The sequence below is a fragment of the Psychrobacter sp. 1Y1 genome (genome assembly GCF_051847395.2).
Taxonomy (GTDB): domain Bacteria; phylum Pseudomonadota; class Gammaproteobacteria; order Pseudomonadales; family Moraxellaceae; genus Psychrobacter.
This window is the reverse complement of record NZ_JBPYDF020000001.1, coordinates 996,969-1,018,650: the sequence shown is the minus strand read 5'-3', so window position 1 is coordinate 1,018,650 and position 21,682 is coordinate 996,969. Positions and strand designations below refer to the sequence as shown.

General features: G+C 42.3%; 18 protein-coding genes and 2 pseudogenes. 8 read left to right on the top strand and 12 right to left on the bottom strand.

Annotated features, from left to right (window positions below):
• The first annotated feature begins 317 nt into the window (after positions 1 to 317).
• Positions 318 to 1,130, top strand: a complete 813-nt coding sequence (gene yaaA, locus ACS8FA_RS18375; RefSeq protein WP_439266424.1) for a peroxide stress protein YaaA — start codon at positions 318 to 320, stop codon at positions 1,128 to 1,130.
• 94 nt (positions 1,131 to 1,224) lie between these two features.
• On the opposite strand, the pseudogene ACS8FA_RS18370 reads toward yaaA, so the two are convergent.
• Positions 1,225 to 2,475: pseudogene (locus ACS8FA_RS18370) on the bottom strand (glucosamine inositolphosphorylceramide transferase family protein).
• A gap of 645 nt (positions 2,476 to 3,120) precedes the next feature.
• On the opposite strand from ACS8FA_RS18370, the pseudogene ACS8FA_RS18365 reads away from it, so the two are divergent.
• A pseudogene (locus ACS8FA_RS18365) lies at positions 3,121 to 3,222 on the top strand (peroxide stress protein YaaA); the annotation flags it as partial.
• 91 nt (positions 3,223 to 3,313) lie between these two features.
• Here ACS8FA_RS18365 and ACS8FA_RS18360 read toward each other — a convergent pair.
• The 3 genes from ACS8FA_RS18360 to ACS8FA_RS18350 are packed head-to-tail and all read right to left on the bottom strand — an operon-like array spanning position 3,314 to position 6,122.
• The gene (locus ACS8FA_RS18360) at positions 3,314 to 3,982 is read right to left on the bottom strand and encodes a glutathione S-transferase family protein (RefSeq protein ID WP_439266422.1); all 669 of its coding nucleotides are present in this window, start codon (positions 3,980 to 3,982) and stop codon (positions 3,314 to 3,316) included.
• A gap of 25 nt (positions 3,983 to 4,007) precedes the next feature.
• Positions 4,008 to 5,186, bottom strand: coding sequence for an amino acid aminotransferase (locus ACS8FA_RS18355; RefSeq protein ID WP_439266420.1), 1,179 nt, complete (start codon positions 5,184 to 5,186; stop codon positions 4,008 to 4,010).
• 18 nt (positions 5,187 to 5,204) lie between these two features.
• Positions 5,205 to 6,122: a DMT family transporter gene (locus tag ACS8FA_RS18350; protein ID WP_439266418.1), complete on the bottom strand. Its 918-nt coding sequence runs from the start codon at positions 6,120 to 6,122 to the stop codon at positions 5,205 to 5,207.
• A 147-nt stretch (positions 6,123 to 6,269) separates the two neighbouring features.
• Between ACS8FA_RS18350 and ACS8FA_RS18345 the strand changes: the two genes are divergently transcribed.
• The gene (locus tag ACS8FA_RS18345) at positions 6,270 to 6,725 is read left to right on the top strand and encodes an Lrp/AsnC family transcriptional regulator (RefSeq protein WP_439266416.1); all 456 of its coding nucleotides are present in this window, start codon (positions 6,270 to 6,272) and stop codon (positions 6,723 to 6,725) included.
• Between the two features lie 281 nt (positions 6,726 to 7,006).
• Here the strand turns inward: ACS8FA_RS18345 and ACS8FA_RS18340 are convergent, their stop codons facing one another.
• From ACS8FA_RS18340 to groES, 3 genes are all read right to left on the bottom strand, one after another.
• A complete protein-coding gene (locus ACS8FA_RS18340) occupies positions 7,007 to 7,378 on the bottom strand; it encodes a hypothetical protein (RefSeq protein WP_165598235.1) in 372 nt (123 codons plus the stop codon).
• A gap of 382 nt (positions 7,379 to 7,760) precedes the next feature.
• Positions 7,761 to 9,410 carry a chaperonin GroEL gene (gene groL / locus ACS8FA_RS18335; RefSeq protein ID WP_439266414.1) on the bottom strand — a complete coding sequence of 550 codons (1,650 nt, stop codon included), beginning with the start codon at positions 9,408 to 9,410 and terminating at the stop codon, positions 7,761 to 7,763.
• Between the two features lie 123 nt (positions 9,411 to 9,533).
• Entirely contained in the window at positions 9,534 to 9,824 is a 291-nt protein-coding gene (gene groES, locus ACS8FA_RS18330; RefSeq protein WP_057758860.1) for a co-chaperone GroES, read from the bottom strand.
• A gap of 479 nt (positions 9,825 to 10,303) precedes the next feature.
• On the opposite strand from groES, the gene ACS8FA_RS18325 reads away from it, so the two are divergent.
• Positions 10,304 to 11,083, top strand: a complete 780-nt coding sequence (locus tag ACS8FA_RS18325; RefSeq protein ID WP_439266412.1) for a DUF3108 domain-containing protein — start codon at positions 10,304 to 10,306, stop codon at positions 11,081 to 11,083.
• 110 nt (positions 11,084 to 11,193) lie between these two features.
• Here ACS8FA_RS18325 and ACS8FA_RS18320 read toward each other — a convergent pair whose 3' ends face one another.
• Together ACS8FA_RS18320 and wrbA are read right to left on the bottom strand one after the other, a co-directional pair.
• Positions 11,194 to 11,643: a hypothetical protein gene (locus ACS8FA_RS18320; protein WP_102093271.1), complete on the bottom strand. Its 450-nt coding sequence runs from the start codon at positions 11,641 to 11,643 to the stop codon at positions 11,194 to 11,196.
• Positions 11,644 to 11,797: 154 nt separating this feature from the next.
• Positions 11,798 to 12,415, bottom strand: coding sequence for an NAD(P)H:quinone oxidoreductase (gene wrbA / locus ACS8FA_RS18315; RefSeq protein WP_101204845.1), 618 nt, complete (start codon positions 12,413 to 12,415; stop codon positions 11,798 to 11,800).
• Positions 12,416 to 12,671: 256 nt separating this feature from the next.
• Here wrbA and ACS8FA_RS18310 point away from each other — a divergent pair, with 256 nt between their 5' ends.
• The 3 genes from ACS8FA_RS18310 to ACS8FA_RS18300 all read left to right on the top strand — a co-directional run bounded on the left by ACS8FA_RS18310 (position 12,672) and on the right by ACS8FA_RS18300 (position 17,293).
• The gene (locus tag ACS8FA_RS18310; protein WP_439266409.1) at positions 12,672 to 14,255 is read left to right on the top strand and encodes a YihY/virulence factor BrkB family protein; all 1,584 of its coding nucleotides are present in this window, start codon (positions 12,672 to 12,674) and stop codon (positions 14,253 to 14,255) included.
• The gene (locus tag ACS8FA_RS18305; protein WP_439266407.1) at positions 14,248 to 15,864 is read left to right on the top strand and encodes a DUF2254 domain-containing protein; all 1,617 of its coding nucleotides are present in this window, start codon (positions 14,248 to 14,250) and stop codon (positions 15,862 to 15,864) included. The genes ACS8FA_RS18310 and ACS8FA_RS18305 overlap by 8 nt, the downstream gene beginning before the upstream one ends.
• Positions 15,865 to 16,018: 154 nt before the next feature.
• Entirely contained in the window at positions 16,019 to 17,293 is a 1,275-nt protein-coding gene (locus tag ACS8FA_RS18300; RefSeq protein WP_238068997.1) for a cation:proton antiporter, read from the top strand.
• A 78-nt stretch (positions 17,294 to 17,371) separates the two neighbouring features.
• Here ACS8FA_RS18300 and ACS8FA_RS18295 read toward each other — a convergent pair whose 3' ends face one another.
• From ACS8FA_RS18295 to ACS8FA_RS18285, 3 genes are read right to left on the bottom strand one after another with little or no spacing between them, the layout of a single operon-like run.
• On the bottom strand, positions 17,372 to 17,920 hold the full coding sequence (locus tag ACS8FA_RS18295; RefSeq protein ID WP_439266404.1) for a DUF2127 domain-containing protein: 549 nt from the start codon (positions 17,918 to 17,920) through the stop codon (positions 17,372 to 17,374).
• Positions 17,913 to 19,124, bottom strand: coding sequence for a dihydroorotase (locus ACS8FA_RS18290; protein WP_179799546.1), 1,212 nt, complete (start codon positions 19,122 to 19,124; stop codon positions 17,913 to 17,915). The genes ACS8FA_RS18295 and ACS8FA_RS18290 overlap by 8 nt, the downstream gene beginning before the upstream one ends.
• A gap of 58 nt (positions 19,125 to 19,182) precedes the next feature.
• Entirely contained in the window at positions 19,183 to 20,256 is a 1,074-nt protein-coding gene (locus tag ACS8FA_RS18285) for an aspartate carbamoyltransferase catalytic subunit (RefSeq protein WP_071003207.1), read from the bottom strand.
• Positions 20,257 to 20,640: 384 nt separating this feature from the next.
• Here ACS8FA_RS18285 and ACS8FA_RS18280 point away from each other — a divergent pair, with 384 nt between their 5' ends.
• Entirely contained in the window at positions 20,641 to 21,624 is a 984-nt protein-coding gene (locus ACS8FA_RS18280; protein ID WP_439266402.1) for a class 1 fructose-bisphosphatase, read from the top strand.
• Positions 21,625 to 21,682: the final 58 nt, after the last annotated feature.

The following is a 21,682-nucleotide window of genomic DNA, read 5'->3' as shown; positions in this document are numbered from 1 at the left end:
TAGAGATATCGTTCGTCAAGTTTCATTGTCTAATGATGACCCACAAGTAAAATAAAAATTTAGGTATTTACACCATTGGCATACTTTTTGTTGGTATATTAAAGCCTTTTATTTTTCCAAAAAACGCTTAACCCTTATAAGCAAAGGGCTACCTCCATTTATCTCCTAATGTTAAATCCGTTCTTTTATTAAACAAATAACGTCAATAAACATAAAATAAGCAAGGTTAAGTCAAGTTCCACCCATGCATACCGTATAATAAGAATACTTGACACTCGAAAAAACCCGTCATCGATACATTATAATAAGGAATAACCATGTATTTTTTGCTCTCCCCTGCCAAATCCCTGAACGAAACAGACGCTATACCACTAAATTTAGGCAACTATTATAGTCAGCCCGAGCTAATCGAGCATTCACAAGAATTGATGAAAGTACTGAAGTCAAAAGAGCCCGTTGACCTACAAGAATTGATGAGCATATCTGACGATTTGGCTCAGCTTAATGCCACGCGCAATCAACAATGGCATTGGAGCGAAGAGCAACCATTTACTAACGGCGCCTCTGACAATGCCGCTAAGCCTGCAGGCTATTTATTCGATGGTGATGTCTATACTGGACTTGATATGTATCATATGGACAAAGATACCGCCACTTACGTCAATGAGCACTTAGGTATTTTGTCTGGGCTGTATGGAGTACTCAAGCCACTCGATCTTATCCAGCCATATCGCTTAGAGATGGGCACCAAGCTGAAAAATGAGCGCGGTGACAATCTCTATGAGTTTTGGGGCGAGGAAGTCACTAATGTTATCAATGCGCGTATGGCTGACAGCGATGACAAGGTATTAGTGAATTTGGCTTCTAATGAATACTTTAAGGCGGTAAAAAAGAAAGCATTGAAGGCAAATATCGTCACGCCACGATTTGAAGACGAGAAAAATGGTCAATACAAAGTGATTAGCTTTTATGCCAAAAAAGCACGTGGACTGATGGTCAAATATGCTGCTGATAATAAGCTGACCAATGCTGAACAGCTAAAGCAGTTTGACTTAGCAGGATATTATTACTGCATCGAGGCGTCTGATGATAAGACGTGGACGTTTAGAAGAGATGCAGCGGATCAGTAGCTTGATATAATACGAGTCAAAATTATAAAAAACCCATCATAAGCCGAAACTTATGATGGGTTTTTTATTCTCCAACCACTAAATTTTTTAGGTCCTATACTCTAAAGCGCAACTTATCCCTTGAAACATCCAGTACCACTGTTTCATTGTAAACATTATAGGTATGGAGACGATCAATGTCAGTCTCCCAATTCGGTTCGATATAACGTACAAAGGTTTCCTTATAAGACGTCGGTGTCAACTCTTCTACTAGGTATAAAGCCACCCTACGCCCGTATCTAAGAGTGCCATCCTGAGCAGTACGAAAGAGCTGACCGTTTTTTCGGAATAATGCACCTGCTAGTCGTGAGCCACGCACATCAATCTTTAGAGGCGCCGAAGGATGAATGGTCCAATTATCTGCTTGCAGCTTGTCAGACGTATAAATATACAACTCTAAATCCATAGTAAATGCTGAAATTGAACCGTGGGTTGTGAAAAGATACCATAATCCATTATGCTCAATCACGGCGCTATCCACGGCCTGAACGTCTGAAACTAACTAATGAACTTTTTCCCACTTACATGGAAAATCTGTCGCTTTTAATAAGCTAATACAATTGGTTTTTGCAGCCTCTGGAATCATATAGACAGCATCTTCATACTTGAATACATTGGGAAAGCTTAAATGCGTGCTAATACCCAAATCAGCTTGTCCTGAACTAGTCACTTGATGGCTTTCATTCAGCTCTATCCACTCTATTCGACCAATATTCTCTTTGTAATTCAAGCTTTCAAAAAATATGTAATGTCTTGAGTCGTGTTCAATATAAAAAGGATCGGCCCAAAAACATCCCTTTTCAGGTAGTATCTCCGTGTATGTTTGTATCGGCTGATCAATAGAACCAATAAAAATACTCCAGTTGTTTAGATAAAGTCTTTTATAAAATCTTTTTATCATATAGTTTTTGAGAAAATTCTGTAAATGTCGTATGGCCGTTAACTGTGGAGGCGTTTTATAAAGTGTGCGATCGTTAATTAAATTAATAGAATCTCCACTCTCGACGCCAATTTTATTTTTACGGAAGTACCAATACAGTATTGATGCTGCAACTCCTTTTAACTTATCCTCAGTCAAATTATAGTCCCAGTAAAACAAACTGCCATAACCTCTACCTACCACTTTGTGTACATCATGGTCCTTACTCAATAATTGCAGCGTCACGACACTATTTTCCCATTGCTCAGCAAACTGCCAATACAACGCAGGCCCACCTCGCTGTATTCTTTCATCACCATAATGAAGTAAGAGAGTGCCATGCTTCGTAACGCCTAGCGCTTTCCCTACTAAGGTTTGAAAATCCATACTCAGTAGGTAATCTAAATCTGTTGCCTGCAGTCTCTTAATCACTGAGTCTTCAATTTCATCATTGGATTTATCCTGTCTTGGTATTAATGTAACGACAGGCATTTTGCCATTGGGAACTAAATCATGAATAGAATAACGCTTGGTAGTCTTTTTAGCGTGAGAAAGAATAGAAAATAACTTTTGATTGATAGACGGTATAATCTTGGATATATGAGAGGGGTTAGACTGGTGGTCTGCACTTCGTTGGATGGCAATACAAACCTCAACTATACCTTCATCTACTAGAGACTTTAATGGCATAAATTTGTGCTATGCTAATGTTTCATCTTCTACAAATATTCCAAGCCTAATTTTTTTCATCGTGATCACATTAGATGGCACACGATAATTTGCGCATTCTGACCCGCAACACGTGTCCAAACTCCTTTTAAGTAAAGTGTCATTCTATTATATATTCATATAATAGCATATATATTAACAAACGTTAAACAAAGTGCAGCGTTAAAATTAAACACAAAAAAGCCCCGCTATCTTTCGATAACAGAGCTTTTAATAGCCAAATAGACTTTATGACAAAATCATGCTTTTAGCGAAACGCGATTCATCGAGAAAGGTGAGAAAATGGTCACTATAAAGTGAAAGGCTGAACAGCTAAAGCAGTTTGATTTGGCAGGATATTATTACTGCATCGAGGCGTCCGATAATAAGACATGGACGTTTAGACGAGATGCGGCGGATCAGTAGCTTGATATAAAAACTATATTTACTACAATCGCTAGAAGCATTGCATTCAGTGCTTCTAGTCCAGTCATCAAATATCTTTTGATTGAACGAATTATAACAACCCTTCTTGTGCCATCATTTCTTGTACCGAGGCACGGTTTAGCATAGCTTGATAATGTGTGTTTAAATGTGTCCAATCCTGTGCTCGACTCGCATATCGCTGACTCCAATGAGCAATCATAAATAAATGAAAATCAGCCCCACTTAATTTATCGCCCAACAACCATGGACCATTACTCGCCAATCCCTTTTCAATAATATCCCAGCAGTGGGTTAGTACATCATTCGCTTTATCTTTCATTTGTTGCAAATTGTGCTCGCCATTGATGTACTGCTCGGGATGTGCCCAGCGATTAGCAGCTTCTTGCAGTGTAGAAGACATCCAAAATAAATACTGGTAATAGACACCGCGCCTAGGACATCCTGTGTCAGGTGCTAGCCCAGAATCTGGGTGCTGATCTAACACATACATTAAAATTGCAGCAGACTCATAAATGACCTGCCCCTGATGCACCAACGTAGGTACCTTGCCATTTGGATTGATGGCAAGATATTCAGCTGATTTTTGCATGTTCTTAGACAGGTCTATTTCTATCATTTCATAAGGCGCGCCTAGCTCCTCAAAGACAGCATGGGTGGCCATATTGGCACCACCCTTATCCCAATATAAAGTATAAATAGTCGTGTCCTTCTTGCTGTGGCGATTAATGGATAAAACCATTGCACTGAGCGATAAGAATTATTCTCTAACGTGAAACAATCGATATGATAGCGTCAGCCAGTTGAGGGATTTCCGTCATCTTCAAACCGGCAATATTAATTCTACCATTTGGCATGCCGTAGATAGCGAACTCATCTTGCAATATCAGCATTTGATTTTTGGTTAGCGGTAATAGAGAAAACATGCCTTTTTGGTGCGAAATGTCCAAAAACTCTACAGGTACACCCCTATCTTTTAATGCTGCGCCTAATGCTTGGCGAATAGTATCTACCCTATCACGGTAGCTTGCCAGCTCGACTAACCAAGCGTCTGGGCTGTCTAGCAAATAAGAAGCCACTGCGGCACCGTGATTGGGCGGCATGGAGTAGTTGGCACGTGTGATGGTTTCTAAGAGTGTCTGTATATCTGCGTGACGCTCATGGTTCGTCGTCATCACCGTGGCAATACCAGTACGCTCATTGTATAGCCCCATGTTCTTTGAACAGCTGGCGGCGATAAATGCAAAGTCAGCGTCTTCAATCATTAAACGAAGTCCTGCAGCATCGGCATCAGGATCATCTCCAAAACCTTGATACGCCATATCAATAAACGGGACAATATTTTTCTGTTTACATTTATCAGAAAAAATTTGCCACTGCTCTAAAGAAGGATCTATACCGGTAGGATTGTGGCAGCACGCATGTAATAACAGCACGTCTCCTTCTTTTGCTTTTTCTAACGCAGCAAAACACGCATCAATATCTAACTGTCCATTTTTATTTTGCCATGGATATGTATTAACCGTTAACCCAGCACCTTCCATCAGCGGACGATGATTGATATAGCCAGGGTCGCTGATCCAAACGGTTGAATCTGGAGAGAGCGTGGCGATCAAATCAGCAATGAGTCGTAATGCACCTGATGCCCCAACCGTCTGAATCGTGCACTGGTCTTTTAGACTTGGACTGTCACCCAGTACAAATTTTGCCATTTGCTGGTTAAAATTAGCGTTACCCGATAGCATGCCATAAGCTTTTGAATGAGCTTCATGAGCAAGATGTATCTCTGCGTCTTGCACGGTTTTCATCACAGGCGTATTGCCATACTCATCCCGATAGACACCAACCAATAGATCTATTTTATGTTTGCGCTGGTCAGTACGAAACCTACCTAACAATGCCCACAATGGATCACCGTTGATAACAGGCATATTATCTAACATCATGATATTTCCTTAATTAATTTATTGCGCTCGATTGGACAAGATGACGCCAATGGTACTGAGTACGATGCCGCATATCATAATGACTGATAGAGACTCATTAAGTATCAGCGTAGCCAGTATAGCGGTTAATCCTGGGGACAAAGAGCCAAGTAATAAGGTACGAATGGAGCCCAGCTTTTTGACTGCATAAGAAAACGCAATGGTTGATACCACCCCTACACCAAGTCCTTGTACTAGGATAAACGGAAGCGCTTCATCAAAAGACACAGAACCTATATTCGTTTCCACAATACCAGACAGAACCATCATCAATGTCAGAAAAAACGAGGTATAAGAGAGCACGATAGCGATAGCTATTGGACTTAACTTGGTGCTTTTTAACCCTAAGGTATAACCCGCCCAAATCAGGCTTGCCATCAACAGTAACCCCACGCCATACAGAAGACTATTAGGTATTGACTGTGCACGCCCGCCAATCATAGTCGCGATACCAAAGAGAATAAGGATCAATGCGGCAAATTTTCTTAATGATATTCGTTGGCGATAAAAAATAAAAGACAATATTGCGGCAAAGAAAACTGGCGTACCTGTCAAAATAGTACCAACGTAAGCTGCTGGTACCGTACTTGCACCAAAAGCAGCTAATAAAAGAAAAGGCACGCCACCACATAAAATAAACATGATATCTGGCAGTCTTATGTTTTTGACTTCATGCCAACTAGAGAGTACCCAAGGAGTCAACAAGACCAGCGGTACACTAAAGCGAATAAGCATAACATCCGCAATACTTAGCGACGAGGCACTAACCGCTCGCACAGTCAACGCAAATCCTGACCAAATCAACAATACGACGCTCATCGCCACATAGCCTTTGGTTAGTGGCGACATTATAAACAAAGGATTTTTGCGCGATGAGGGATGGAATATCGTATTCATAGTCGTGTCTTATGCTGCTATACAAAGACCAATTATCGATTAAAATACGCGCTTTTATCTCTATTTATTCATTGCAATTTTGCAAATATTTGGTGGATAATACTAATTAAATAAAAATTATTGGCTTAAAAAGCCAAAAGGTAAATTATGGACAAAATCGATCGCCATATCTTGGAAGTGCTCCAAAAAGAAGCGCGCTTATCTACGGCTGAACTGGCCGAACGCATAGGCCTATCGCCGTCTCCTTGTGCGCGGCGCCTAAAACGTCTAGAGGACGAAGGTTATATAGAGAACTATCAAGCGAACGTAAACAAAGCCAAAGCAGGTATTGCGATGAGTTTTTTTGTGGAGGTGAGTCTCAACAGCCACCAAGAAGAATCTATTGCAACCTTTGAGAATGCCCTATCCAATATGAACGAGGTCATCAATGGACATGTGGTGTCAGGTTCTTATGATTATTTATTAGAAGTGGTAAGCCCCAATCTCGATGGTTATGAGCGCTTCACACGTAAGCTACACAAGCTTGCTAGCGTAAAAGACATACACACTCATTTATCGGTAAGAAAGGTCATCAATAAGACGACTTTACCTATTTTTGTGTGAGATTCTTTCATACTGACTAGGAGCACAATATCTCGCTCGATCACTCGTGAGTAGCAAGACCCATAATAAGTTCATTTGGATTTGACAGAATATTGCTATGATAAAAAGTCTTGATAGTACGACGTGGACGTTTAGACGAGATACAGCGGATTAATAGAGTATTTGATGAGCTTTAACTATAACGCCCTAATATAGGAGATATTACTAGGGCTTTATTTTAGAGGGATAAGTAAGTCATTCATAGTAAGTAGCTTATTAACAATAGATTTGTATTCACCGTATTATAGGGAAATCTCAACCTCTATTTTGATTGGTCGTTTTAAATGGATAGTGACTTTTATATTAATAGAAGCTGCTTCTGGTGGCTCATTGTCCAAAGCGCCGTCAACGATATGTGCTATTTTCATTGCTTCTACTTCTTTAAGCTCAAAGCCGTTTGCTTTGGCACCTCTCATCACTTTTTCATAAATTTCTTTTTCGCTTGTGTAGCGCTCTTTATTGTTAAATGATAACTGCATAACTTTAGAATGAGCAACGCTAGACATCTCCATCGGCTTTTGCATTTTAAACCTATCTAAACTAGGATCAGCTGAACTACTAGCAGAAGCTAGCACTAGGGCTGATGCTACCATTGCAATCGATAAAATCTTCATTTTGAATTCCTTTTGAGTTAATTTATTCCTTCTAAGTTAAAATACTATTAGCGAATATATTCGCTATATCAACTATATCCTAATAAATTATTAATTGAAAATTTAAATTAATATTAGTAATACTAATATTATTAAGTATTGGATAATTTTAGTTAGTTATTCTTATTTTGGCTTTTATACATAAGGCCAATTACTACTTTAAAACAAACACAAAAAAGCCCTGCTATCTTTCGATAACAGAGCTTTTAATAGTCAAATAGACTTTATGACAAAATCATACTTTTAGCGAAAAACGATTTACCGAGGAAGATAAGCGAAAATAGTACTTGTTGTACATTGAGCATATCTGACAAAGATAAATCGCTTTGCAGCAGAAGTAAAATTACATCATGCCGCCCATTCCACCCATACCGCCCATTCCAGCACCGCCGCCCATAGCAGCCATACCGTCATCACCTTGCGGTAAGTCAGTGATCATAACTTCAGTCGTTAGCATTAAGCCTGCAACAGATGCAGCGTTTTCTAATGCTGAACGAGCAACTTTAGCTGGATCAAGGATACCCATCTCTAGCATATCACCATATTCGCCAGTCGCTGCGTTGTAACCGTAGTTACCACTACCACTCTTCACTTCGTTAACCACAACTGAAGCTTCTTCGCCAGCGTTGGTTACGATTTGACGTAGTGGTGCTTCCATCGCACGACGTAGGATGTTCATACCAGCGTTCTGGTCGTCATTATCACCGCGTAGTTCAGACAATGCATTCATCGCACGAACCAAGGCAACACCGCCGCCAGGTACAACGCCTTCTTCAACCGCTGCACGAGTTGCATGTAGCGCATCGTCAACACGGTCTTTCTTCTCTTTCATTTCAGTTTCAGTTGCTGCGCCGACTTTGATCACTGCTACGCCGCCTGCTAGTTTAGCAACACGCTCTTGTAGCTTTTCTTTGTCATAGTCAGAAGTAGACTCTTCGATTTGACGGTTGATAGACTCAACGCGCGCTTCGATGTCAGCTTTGTTGCCAGCGCCATCAACGATAACGGTGTTTTCTTTACCGACAGTCACTTTCTTAGCAGTACCAAGTTGCTCTAGAGTAGCAGTCTCTAGGCTTAGGCCAATCTCTTCAGAGATTACAGTACCGCCAGTTAGCGTTGCGATGTCTTCTAACATTGCTTTACGACGATCGCCGAAACCTGGTGCTTTAACCGCACAAGTTTTTAGGCCGCCACGCATGTTGTTGACAACTAGCGTAGCTAATGCTTCGTTCTCTACGTCTTCAGCGATGATTAGCAATGGTTTGCTCTGCTGCATCACTTGCTCAAGTAGTGGCACAATTTCACGAATGTTGCTGATTTTTTTGTCAACCAATAGGATATATGGGTTTTCAAACTCAGCGGTTAAGCTGTCTTGCTTATTGGCAAAGTATGGGCTGATATAACCACGGTCAAACTGCATACCTTCTACAACTTCTAGGGTATCTTCGAAGCTTGAACCTTCTTCAACCGTAATAACGCCTTGCTTACCAACTTTTTCCATCGCTTGCGAGATCAGCTCACCGATTTTGGTATCTGAGTTTGCAGAGATAGAACCAACTTGAGCGATTGCTTTGTGATCGTCAGCTGGCGTTGATAGTTTATGGATTTCTTTAACTGCTTCACGTACCGCTTTGTCGATACCGCGCTTAAGATCCATTGGGTTCATGCCAGCAGCAACTGACTTCATGCCTTCTTGTAGGATTGACTGAGCCAATACAGTCGCAGTGGTTGTACCATCACCAGCGACATCGTTAGTGCGACTAGCCACTTCACGTACCAGCTGTGCACCCATGTTTTCAAATTTGTTTTCTAGCTCGATTTCTTTGGCAACCGATACACCATCTTTAGTGATGGTAGGTGCGCCAAATGATTTGTCGATAACAACGTTGCGACCTTTAGGGCCTAGTGTTACACGTACTGCGTTTGCTAAAACGTTTACGCCGTCCATCATTTGTTTACGGGCATCAATGCCGAATTTTACGTCTTTTGCCATGTTAAATTACTCCACTATTATAAGTATGAGAATACAATTGATTGATTTGATAGTTGCTTATCAAAAGCGATTATCAGAAACTGCTATCAAAATGTGCTGAGTATAAAATAATACTCAAAAGGACTAGCCTTCTAGCACACCCAATACATCAGACTCTTTCATAATCAATAGTTCTTCACCGTCAACCTTTACGGTTTGACCGGCATATTGACCGAACAAAACTTTGTCGCCAGCTTTTACATCTAACGCACGAGTTTCACCGTTATCACGAACTTGACCATTACCAACTGCAAGCACTTCACCTTGTGAAGGTTTCTCTTGTGCTGAACCAGGAAGCAAGATACCACCAGCAGTCTTTGTTTCTTCTTCTATACGGCGGACGACAATACGGTCATGTAAAGGACGAATGTTCATCGATATGACTCCAAAAGTTGGTTAATAAAATTAAGGGTTTATTTGAATTAATGGTCTCAATACCAGTATCTATAGGGAACACTGCCAAAAACAATGCTTTATAGATAAGCCTTGAGCTTGTAACAAAAAGTGGGGGCAAGGTGAGTTCGGTTCAAGTGTAAAGCCCAAAAATTTACAAGATTATTTTGCAAAAACTTATCAATCAACGTTTCATATAAATGAATGAGGTTTAGTAAAGCCGATATGCTATTCAAATAAGGAACAAGAAGTAGGAATATTTAGAAATATTAGCGAGCTGAATTTATATTTTGACCAATGCCAAATGAACTATAGAAACATTTGCTACAAGCTCTACACGAAGCGGTATGACACCACGCTTGAAAATGTAACAGCGTATGACCATTATAGGTCTGGTAAACATAATAAGAACGAACGAAAAATAATTGCTATATCGGCAATAAATTACTGAAGGGGTATCTATGAGTTTTTCATCAATGCACAAAAAGTCATCAAGCGACAATGTTGATAATGCTAATAACGCAAAACGCAGTCCATCTAAATTTTTATCTGCCTTGGTAACAGGCATCAGTATCTCTACCGTTGGAGCTTTGAGTATGACCGCACCTACCCTTGCCAGCGCAAAAACCGTCCAACCATCAACTGCCGATTATAGTTTTACTGTTGAGGACAAATACAAAGGCACAGCAACTCGTACGCTAAGCAAATCTGGTAATACGTGGAAATATAACGTTAAGGCTCGCGTCGCTGGTGTGGCGAGTGCTTCGCAAAACAGTACTTTTACGATTAATGGCAACAATGTCAGTCCCACGCAGGCAAGCACTACGTACAAACTACTTGGCATGGGTCGCACGCATAAACTAGACTTTAACCCAAGCAGCAAAAAAGTCACGAGTAACTATAAAGGCAAGTCGACGACTATGAATATGTCGCAACAAGCCTTTGATGATTTGAGCCTTGAGGTACAGATTCGTCAAGATTTATTGAACGGTAAATTCTCTGGTAATTACTACATGGCAAAAAAAGACAAAATCGAGAAGACGCCATTTAAAAAATCAGGCAGCACTAAAATTACCGTACCAGCAGGTACCTTTGATACGGTACGTGTTGACCGTGTCCACGATGACGATAGCCGTTCTACCAGCTTTTGGTTAGCCCCAAGCTTGGACTATATGCCAGTTAAAGTTAGCCAAATTAACGATGGTAAGAAAATGGATTTAGAATTGACTAAGATTAACTAATCTACTTATTTTTAAAGTTATAAACAAAAAAGCGGCGCTCTAGATGGGGCGCCGCTTTTTTATGGTTTTAGATTGATAGACATAACTTATTAGGCTTCAGGTAAGTTCAATTATTGACGAGGTTTCTTCACAACGTTGTTCATCGAAGGCAGGCGTTTAAGCAGAATAAATAGCCAAACATTGATAGCAAGCAATAGTAAGAAGTCCGTTAAGTATACGGCGATTTCTGCCCAACTACTGCCATATATACGAGTAAACAGCACCACGCCACTCGCGCCCAAATATACTAGGGTAAACATACTGCTTATCAACAACGCATAAGGTGAACGACCGCGCAATATCCATGGCGTCAGAATCAACGCGGGCACTAGCCATAATGCCTGCCAAGCAATACCGCCAACGATATCAGGGCTACTAGGATTAAAGATACTAATAAAGATAGGCAATCCGAGCAGTCTATAAACGAGCCAAATTAACCACGTAACCTTCAAGCGCTGTGCAATAGGTGCGATAGGCTTAACCGTTTTAAGAGGCTTTGTATTAGAGCGGGTTGTGGCCATTAGATATTTTGATTTCCTAAATGAATAATATACTGCTGAATGTGAATAAGTAGAGCTTGATTATAACCACTTGCTTGTAATCAAGTGATTATAGACATTCAATCATAGATTTTGAGACTTAGACGATTCTAGACAGCAGGTTTATAAAAGTTGCTTATCGGTTCCAATTAGCCTGTGCTAATGCAGCCGCAGTAATCGCTAAACGGCGACCCTGCGCAATACCCAAATCTCGCTCGTCAGCAGATATTGGCTGATCATGCGATGCACCGCTGACATGGCTGGCACCATAAGGCGTACCGCCGCGATGAGTACGGTTCAACGCTGGCTCTGCATAGGGCACACCTACGATGACCATACCGTGATGCATCAGCGGCAACATCATCGTCAACAGTGTCGTTTCTTGGCCACCATGCATGGAACCTGTCGCCGTAAATACTGAGGCTGGTTTGTTTTGTAGGTTCCCTGCCAGCCATAAGGTCACGGTATTATCCCAAAAATACTTCATAGGTGCGGCCATATTACCAAAGTGCGTTGGGCTACCAAGCGCTAGACCGCTACAGTCCTTGAGATCATCCATCGTACAGTACAAGTCACCCTCATCAGGTATCGCAGGCTTACTCGAGGTGGTTTCAGGTGCCACTGTCGGTACCGTACGGATACGCGCGGTCATGCCAGCATCTTCAATACCTTGAGCGATAGCATATGCTAATGTCTTAGTCGTACCGTAATTAGAATAATAAAGCACCAAAACATAAGGGTCGGTCTGACTCATTAGCAAAGCTTCCTTATAAAATCGTTAGGCATACTAGCCACCAAAAATGCGGCGAAATATACGACTAACTGGCATTGTAGAATATGTGCACATTATGCCCGAGTCATTCACTGTCATGCAAATAACCATGATTGATAACCTGACTTATATTGTATCTGATGCGCTACGCGGTGCATTTTGACACAATTAAACCGCAGATGATAACCGTTCATCTTTGTTACACTATTGTCACTCTTACTTTTGCTAACTGGTCGACATGGAAAAATTCTCACAAAAACTGCCATTTCTACAACAACGCTGGTTTCAATTCTTGCGATTTTTGGTTCGACATTTTTTTGAAGACAACTGTCAGCAAAAAGCAGCATCGCTAACCTACACGACTATGCTGTCGATCGTGCCTGTATTAACCGTTTTGCTCATGATATTGTCCTCTGTACCGGCACTGGCATCCGTCAGAGCGCAGATATACGAGGTCATTTATAGCAACTTATTGCCGCAATCGAGCATGCAAGTCAGTGAGTATATCAATGACTTCGCCGAAAAATCCTCCAATCTAACCATCATCGGCGCCATGGTGCTATTTTTTACCACCATCATGACCTTGACCACCATTGAGCGTGCCTTTAATCAAATCTGGCGAGTAGAAGATCGCTCTGGTGGCATCAAAAGCATGCTGCGTTATTGGACTATCGTTACTTTGGGACCATTGGTATTGGGCACCGCTTTTATCGCTTCAAGTACCGTACAGAGTCTGAGTTTTCTTAATCGTCAAATTGCTGGCTACGGTATCGACTGGAGCTTTTGGGTGCAAATGGCATCGATTGGTATTACGATGGCGGGCTTTATCGGTATGTACTGGTTTATTCCAAAGGCGCGCGTACCAGCAAAAAATGCAGCCATCGCTGGCGTGTTTGTGGCTATTGTCTTTGAATTAATGAAGCATCTGTTTGGTACAGTAATGGCTAACTTTACCAGCTATGAAGCAATTTACGGCGCTTTTGCCGCACTACCTATCTTTCTATTATGGATTTATCTGTCGTGGAATTTGATTTTATTAGGCGTTGAGATCAGTTATACCTTGACGATTTTTGAGACAGAAGAAGTCTACCCTCGTCACCCGTTACTCAGCTTGTTAGACATGTTGAATTTGGTCTATACCCACCACTTAAAAGGTGAAGCCGTTAGCGAACAAGCACTGCGTAATGTCTTAGGTCGCAAAGAGCTGCCAAAATGGTATACCTATATCAACTACCTACAAGACAGCAATCTGATTACCATGACAGATGATGATGACTACGTGCTCAAAAGAGACTTGAGTAGGATGACGTTATGGGACTTTTATCGTACCTTGCCCTACCCACTTCCTATCAAGGACGAGTTGGATGAGATGAAATTGGAAGGTCAAAAGCCTTGGCTGAGTTTATTGGTAAAACGCTTTGAGAATACTGAAGCGTACGCCAAACAGCAACTGCATCTGCCGCTAAATGCTATCTTTGCCAATAGCGAACCGCGTAAACAGTCTACTAGCAAGCATAGCGATAACCGTAAACTATTTAGAAAAACCTCTGCCGCCACTGAAAACGTACAACGACATGATAATCTAGATAGACATGGTGAGAGTGCTTACAACGGTAATAATTCAAATCTCGAAGCCTCACCGCATCTAGAGCCTATGGCTTATGATAAAGACAGTGATATTGAGTATGACGATCACGACAATGAAGCCATCATACCTCTAGGGACTAGTGAGAGTCATGCTGAGACGAATATGACCAGACGTACGCATAAAAACGCTATTATTACAGAAGCAGATAACCCTAAGGCTCATCACAGTGAATAAAAATGATGGAGACAGCATCTGGACACGTACGATCAATGCAGGTCAAAACAGGCTTAAGCAGTTCACTAAGTTGTGGTCAATACAAACGCTGACCGACTTGCCTGATCGCTTAAATAACTTGTGGCAATGGCTGATTGGCTCTTATTGGTTTATTCCAACCGCTTGTGTCATCGTCGGTATTTTGCTTGCTCCTTTACTAGTCGCGATTGACCAAAACTTTGATCGTGAAACCGTAAAAGAGATCTCCTTTGCTTTTACTGGTGATGACGAGGCGGCGCGCGCGATTATGACCGCCATCGCTGGTGCGGTATTGGGCGTAGCCGGTACGACGTTTTCGATTACAATCGCCGTCCTGTCGATGGCCTCTTCACAATTTGGTCCAAGACTACTACGTAACTTTTTGACCGACACTCCAAATCAGTTTGTCCTTGGCGCTTTTATCGGTACATTTAGCTATAGCTTACTGGTACTAAAGTCTATCCATAAGTCTGACGTAGCTTTTGGTGTGCCGCAATTGGCAGTGACCTTTGCTATTATCATGGCGATTATCTGTGCGCTGCTTTTAGTTTATTTCGTGCAGCATATGGTACATGCTATTCAAGCGTCACACGTCATTCAAAATGCTAGCAACGATGCAATCGCAAACATTTACTACTGGTATAATGATCGATGTGATATTCAACATCAACGCGATGCTGAGCACCATGATATCGAGCAGTTCCAAAACTGGCCTGCTATGCCTATTTATTCACCAAACTCAGGTTATCTACAGCAGATTTATCTTGAGTCATTGATTGCGCTGTCACAGGATTATGGTGGCGTGGTACAAATGCATGTCAACCTCGGTAATTACGTCACTGATAAAAACGTCATTGGGTACTTTTATCAGCGGCCTGCATCTCATCCAAATAACCAGCAGAAAACAGCAACCCCGCATTTGGCAGTAATACCGCGAGCGCCTGATGGGCTGTTTTGGCAACGTCTGGCAGGTTGCCTACGACTTGAGCAACGATTAGCGCACTCCAACGACATTGCCTATAGCTTAGGTCAGATGACGGAGATTGCTGTACGCGCCTTATCCCCTGGTATCAATGATCCAAAGACTGCGGTCAATTGCGTTCAGTCTCTAACCAGCTGCCTGAGTATCATGATGCGTCGTCAGCCACCGAGCCCTTATCATTTTCACATACCGCAGTCAGATACTGACAATAGCTCTGAAACTACTATCAAACAGAAGCGACTTGCCATATTGGCACTAGTCACTCATACCCCCAAAATTTCCGACTTTATCAATGTATCACTCGGTGAGATACGTCGTTATGCAGCTGCTGACCTAATGGTCTTAAAAGCATTATGTCAGGCAATGGTCAATCTGAACTATGCACGGGTAAACAGCGCACAGCAGCAAACGCTATTACATGAATTGCATCTGATTCAGCGCGCTGGTGAAGAGAATTTAAATTATCAAGAATTGGTCGATGACTTGGTCGCTATGTGCGAACAAGCCAAGCAATTTATCCTTGATAACGATGCGCAACACAAGCATTTTAATTACGTGAGTGATTTTGAAGCGGATATTCGTCAAGCGTTACAGACACAGTCTAGTTAATGATATGACCAATTAACTGTTTAAATAGATGGCAATATCAGCCTTTATAAACACATTACTTATAATCACAACCCCTAGAGCTAACAACACTTATAACATCCCTATAAGCCCTGCGCTTTAGATACTTTTTATATTCATATGAGACCTACTTTTTATGGCATCTGCAACCAGTCTTACCATCCTAGAAATCAGCGCCATATTTTTGTCGATTACTGCTTCGTTAACTTATATTAATCACCGTTTTATTGGTTTGCCGACCACTATCGGTGTCATGGTCATCTCTATCTTACTGTCAATCGGTGCGATATTTTTGGGCTTCTTAGGGTTTGATCAGCTGATTGATTACGAAGTCAGTTTATTGGAGCAACTTGATTTTACCGAAGTGCTCTTAGACGGTATGCTATCAATGTTGCTATTCGCAGGCGCATTACACGTCAATATTGGTGATTTAAGACGCTACAAGCTACCTATCGGCATCCTTGCTGGACTTGGTACGATCATATCGGCGATGCTCATTGCGACTGCGATTTATTTTATGTTGCCGCTCTTCGGTTTCGGCTTGCCGTTTCTCTGGTGTCTGTTATTTGGGGCGCTTATTTCCCCTACCGATCCTATTGCTGTCATGGGTATCCTGTCGTCAGCAGGTGCTCCAAAGAGCATCGAGACTGTCATCGCTGGCGAGTCATTGTTCAATGATGGTATCGGCGTGGTTATTTTTGTCTTACTGCTAGGGATTTTATCTAGCGGTGATATCCCTACTGCCAACTACGTCGCTCATACATTGGCGGTTGAAGCTGGTGGCGGCGTTGTATTCGGACTGGTACTTGGTGCGATTTTGTATTACTTACTCAAAAGCATTGATAGCTATCAAGAAGAAGTGCTATTAACATTAGCAGGCGTCATCGGTGGCTATGCGCTGGCCAGTCATTGGCATTTATCAGGGCCACTCGCCATGGTGATGATGGGTCTGATGGTCGGTAATCGTGGTCGCGAGCTAGCCATGAGTGATAAGACACGGCACTATATTGATTTGTTCTGGGAATTGATTGATGAGATTTTAAACGCCATTTTGTTTGTACTCATCGGTCTAGAAGTGGTGATGATTGCTTATTCAGGCAATTTATTTATCGCGAGCGGTTTGACGATTTTGATTGCGCTGATTGCTCGATTTATCGTGGTAGGTATGACGACAAAAACCTTTCATCGTCAGCTTGATTTGCCTACGGGCGCGTGGAAAGTTCTGACGTGGGGCGGCTTACGCGGTGGTATCTCAGTCGCGCTAGTATTGCAGCTACCAATTGGGGCTGAGCGAGAGATTTTATTGGCACTCACTTATGCGGTCGTGATCTTTTCTATCTTGGTACAAGGTCTAAGCGTCGGTAAAGTCGCTAAAAGCATTCGTACGGATGAAAACACAGTAGACGTATAGACTAAAAATATAGCAGGCACAAAAAATCCAGCATCAGATACTTGTCTTATGCTGGATTTTTTGACTTAAATTTAAACGTTATATCAAGCCCTTTCGTTTCATATTGCGATAAACCACAATAATAATGAGCAGATTAGAAACCAGTATCCCAAGCTTAAACCAGTCAAATGGGCTAACGATCAGATAGTAGATTTCTATAGGAATAAATACCCCGTAGCCTAATACCCCAAACCAATACGCCCATGTTTTGTCATGCCATAAGCCATAGGCTTCGAGGAAGCGCAAACTGGCGTAAGCAAATATCAATAATAAAAACATCGGCCAGTTTTTACTTGCTTGCTGAGCAATACGTACGGCACTATCGATTTGCGGGGCAAGCAGATGACCGAAGCTGCGCTGCCAAGTAACCGTTGCGGTCGTTAGCCAATGCTCAAGATTGGTATGCCACCACCATAATGCCCCTGCTCCTAGTAACGCACCAATACCTTTTACTACCTCATAAATGGCCACTGCTTTGATAGACTCACTCGCCGTACTGCGCGATTTTTCTTGCTGACCATTCATGGTACCCCCTTTATCCTTCGAGGATGGCGGCAGACGGTCATCCTGTTGGGGCAAATTAGCCAAAGAATGTCTCCACAACACGTCCTTGCAACTGCTGATTGAAAAATGGCGTGTTCTTACCACTCGATAGCATAGATTGCGCGGTCACTTGCCATTCAAGGTTAGGATCGACTAATACTGCACCGCCGATCGCTTCATACTGCTCGCTAATACCTGCGATTTTTGCAGGATTCAGGCAGATTTTATCTACCAGTTGCGAGAGTGTTAATACCTCATCATTGACCAGCTGACAAGCCAGCGCCATAAACGTATCGAAGTTTGAGATACCTGGCGTACTCTCAGCAAACGGTGCTTTTTTGGCGGTACTATTCAGTGGCTCGTGATGACTACAGATGGCATCGATAGTGCCATCTTTTAATCCACGGCGGATTGCCTGCTGGTCAGTATTACTACGTAGCGGTGGCAACACATATGCCTGAGCATTGAAGCCTTCCAAGTTATCATCGGTTAAGTAAAGCTGATGCATCGCAACGTCACAAGTCACTGGCAGACCTTTGTCTTTTGCCCAGCGCATAAGCTCAATCGAAGACTTACATGATAACTGGCTAAAATGAGCAGCGATTCCAGTCTCTTCAACCATCAGTAGCTGCGTAGACAACGCAACAGTTTCCGCAATCCAAGGAATCCCTTGCAGACCATGATAAGAAGCAATATAGCCCTCATGTGCTACGCCGTCTCCAGACAGACTTGGCTCATCAGGATAAAAGAATACTTTCATGCCAAAAGTCGCCGCGTATTCTAGTGTACGCAGCAATACTAAGTCATTGCGAAAAGGTCTACGCGCATTGGATACTGCGATACAGCCGCCCTTTTTAAGCCCTGCAATATTAGACGGTCGTTCGCCCTCTAATCCTGTGGTCAATGCACCCAAAATATGCAAGTAAATTCCGCCATCACTCAAGGCGCGCTCACGTAAACCTTTCAAAAGTGAACCATTTTCTAAAATAGGATTGGTATCAGGCGGCGTCACTACATGCAAAAAGCCATTACCACGAGCAGCGCTGCCTTCTGATTTTAGCGTACCATGTTGCTGCTGGCCTGGCTCGCGTAAACGCGCGCATAGATCTACTAGTGGTGGTAATAACCACATCTCACGGTCAGAATCGAGTGTAGATAGTTTTTCTGTTGCAGTTTGCGGCAATGCATCTTTAAATGCTTTTGGTAAATGGTCAAGAATGGGTGCATCCGTATTAAGCATGGTAGACATAACGTTATTACCGTATCAATAAAATGAAATAAATGAGAATAAGTCGCGCGGCCGGCTGTTACTTACCAGCCGCTTGGTGAGCGCGCTGGCCTTCCATCGCAAGCGATAAGACTGCCATACGTATGGCAATACCATTATTTACCTGCTTTAAGATGACAGATTGTGCGCCATCAGCCACACTAGAGGCAATCTCAACACCGCGATTCATTGGACCTGGATGCATGACTAATGCATCAGGTTTGGCAAGAGCGACTCGCTCTGGCGTGATCCCATAATGCTTATAGTATTCACTTGACGATGCCAATAGCGGCGAACCGATACGCTCATTTTGTATTCTTAATCCCATAATCACATCACAATCAGTGACACACTCATCCATATTTTCATATACTTTTACGCCAAAACGCTCAATACCTTTCGGCAATAAAGTACGCGGCGCACACACACGGATATCTGTCACACCTAGGGTTTGCAAGGCGCTAATATCAGAACGGGCGACGCGTGAGTGCTTAATATCACCAACGATTGCGATAGACAGCTCTTCAAATGGACGCGGTGCCTCACGGTGAATGGTCAACATGTCGAGCATCCCTTGCGTGGGGTGTGCATGCCAGCCATCCCCGCCATTGATAATGGCAATATCAGGAGTGACCTCTGTCGCCATAAAATGCGCAGCGCCTGATGCTGAATGTCGAACTACAAAAATATCTGCGGTCATCGCCTGTAGATTCCACAAGGTATCGCGTAGACTCTCGCCTTTTTTGGTACTAGAGCGTTCGATATCGATATTGAGTACATTAGCACCCAAGCGTTTTTCTGCTACTTCAAAAGTCGTCCGGGTACGAGTCGATGGTTCAAAGAACAAATTCATGACCGTATAGCCATCTAACTCAGGACGATTGATGAGCTGCCCGTTTTCATCAAAGAAAGTCTCTGCTTTTGCGATAATAGCTTTGAGCTGTGCTTTATTAAGACCTTCAACACCCAAGAAATGCCTGATACTGCCATCGGTGTTGAGCTGCGGACGACTCAGTGAGGTATTGAGTCTTTGATGAATTGTATTGGGATCAAATTTTGCATAATCAGTCGGTGAGACTGGTTGGGTAGCGCTACTATCGAGAGAATTTGACATAATGACGAGTCTTTATTGTGGGTTTATATGAGTCTGTCGTAATCGCTTATTCATCTTTGTTCAATCATTTAGCACCGATAGGCACAGAGACGAGGACATTTTGACGCTTATTTGCTACAATTTACCGTAATCAAATTCGACCAAAACCGCCTCAGCAGACAATCAGAAAGCGTAAATAGACATGCTATATTCTCATAGAGAATAATTCTGACAAATCTATAAATGAATAACAATAGATATAGTGTAGCCGATTTTGTAGTCAGGACAAAGATACCGTATAAGCTATTTAAAAATCCACCCATTTAAGGTGTGCCAAATGCCGCCTATGGCCTGACTCTAAGACCATCCATTTTTTACTTTCCATACCCTCTATTAGGAAGCTTTATGACGACCTTAGCAGATTATCTAAACCAACATGCCTCTAGTCCTGCACTCAACGACGTAATTACCACGGTCACTAATGTTGGTAAAACCATCTCACAACTACTTAGAAAAGGTGCTCTGGCAGATATTTTAGGCGAGGCTGGCAATCAAAACGTCCAAGGCGAAGATCAGAAAAAACTAGACGTACTGGCCAATGACTTACTGCTAGATGCATTGGCAAAGAATACCCATTGTGCCGGCGTTGCATCAGAAGAGCTTGATGACGCTAATCCTGCCAATAACGATGGCAGTCTATTGGTTTTGTTTGACCCACTAGATGGCTCATCAAATATTGATATCAATATGGCAGTAGGTACGATTTTTTCTGTTCTGCCGTACGAGCGTCAAGGTCAAACCAGTGAAAACAGCGACTATCTACAGGCAGGTAACAAACAGCTAGCAGCCGGTTATCTACTATATGGTACCTCTACTGTCCTAGCGCTAACCATCGCTGATAAAGTTGTGATGTTTAGCCTAGACCCAGAGACATCTGACTATGTACTGATAGAAGACAATGTTCAAATCGATGCCGATACGAGCGAATATGCTATCAATAGCTCAAATTATCGTTACTGGCGTGCACCGATGCAACAGTACATTGATGAGTTAATCGCTGGCGAGACTGGGGTACGTGGACGTGATTTTAATACACGCTGGGTAGCCGCCATGGTTGGTGACGTCCATCGCATCTTATGCCGCGGTGGTCTGTTCACTTATCCGTTTGATACCAAATATGCTCATAAAGCGGGTAAATTACGCTTGATGTATGAAGCCAACCCAATGAGCTTATTGATTGAGCGCGCGGGTGGCGGTGCGACAGATGCTGTCAATCGTATCTTAGATATCGAACCGACTGATATCCATCAGCGTGTTCCTGTGGTGCTCGGTAGCAAAAACGAAGTCAATTACGTGAAAGATTTACACGTCAATTATTCTGAAAAATAATTGATTTGCACGCCTGTTAAGAACAGCCAGCAGAATGCTAAATCAATAATAGACATTT

Excerpts from the sequence above, each read along its gene's own strand:
- yaaA (WP_439266424.1), top strand. The coding sequence starts at position 318 with ATGTATTTTTTGCTCTCCCCTGCCAAATCCCTGAACGAAACAGACGCT.
- ACS8FA_RS18360 (WP_439266422.1), bottom strand. The coding sequence starts at position 3,982 with ATGGTTTTATCCATTAATCGCCACAGCAAGAAGGACACGACTATTTAT.
- ACS8FA_RS18355 (WP_439266420.1), bottom strand. The coding sequence starts at position 5,186 with ATGATGTTAGATAATATGCCTGTTATCAACGGTGATCCATTGTGGGCA.
- ACS8FA_RS18350 (WP_439266418.1), bottom strand. The coding sequence starts at position 6,122 with ATGAATACGATATTCCATCCCTCATCGCGCAAAAATCCTTTGTTTATA.
- ACS8FA_RS18345 (WP_439266416.1), top strand. The coding sequence starts at position 6,270 with ATGGACAAAATCGATCGCCATATCTTGGAAGTGCTCCAAAAAGAAGCG.
- ACS8FA_RS18340 (WP_165598235.1), bottom strand. The coding sequence starts at position 7,378 with ATGAAGATTTTATCGATTGCAATGGTAGCATCAGCCCTAGTGCTAGCT.
- groL (WP_439266414.1), bottom strand. The coding sequence starts at position 9,410 with ATGGCAAAAGACGTAAAATTCGGCATTGATGCCCGTAAACAAATGATG.
- groES (WP_057758860.1), bottom strand. The coding sequence starts at position 9,824 with ATGAACATTCGTCCTTTACATGACCGTATTGTCGTCCGCCGTATAGAA.
- ACS8FA_RS18325 (WP_439266412.1), top strand. The coding sequence starts at position 10,304 with ATGAGTTTTTCATCAATGCACAAAAAGTCATCAAGCGACAATGTTGAT.
- ACS8FA_RS18320 (WP_102093271.1), bottom strand. The coding sequence starts at position 11,643 with ATGGCCACAACCCGCTCTAATACAAAGCCTCTTAAAACGGTTAAGCCT.
- wrbA (WP_101204845.1), bottom strand. The coding sequence starts at position 12,415 with ATGAGTCAGACCGACCCTTATGTTTTGGTGCTTTATTATTCTAATTAC.
- ACS8FA_RS18310 (WP_439266409.1), top strand. The coding sequence starts at position 12,672 with ATGGAAAAATTCTCACAAAAACTGCCATTTCTACAACAACGCTGGTTT.
- ACS8FA_RS18300 (WP_238068997.1), top strand. The coding sequence starts at position 16,019 with ATGGCATCTGCAACCAGTCTTACCATCCTAGAAATCAGCGCCATATTT.
- ACS8FA_RS18290 (WP_179799546.1), bottom strand. The coding sequence starts at position 19,124 with ATGTCTACCATGCTTAATACGGATGCACCCATTCTTGACCATTTACCA.
- ACS8FA_RS18285 (WP_071003207.1), bottom strand. The coding sequence starts at position 20,256 with ATGTCAAATTCTCTCGATAGTAGCGCTACCCAACCAGTCTCACCGACT.
- ACS8FA_RS18280 (WP_439266402.1), top strand. The coding sequence starts at position 20,641 with ATGACGACCTTAGCAGATTATCTAAACCAACATGCCTCTAGTCCTGCA.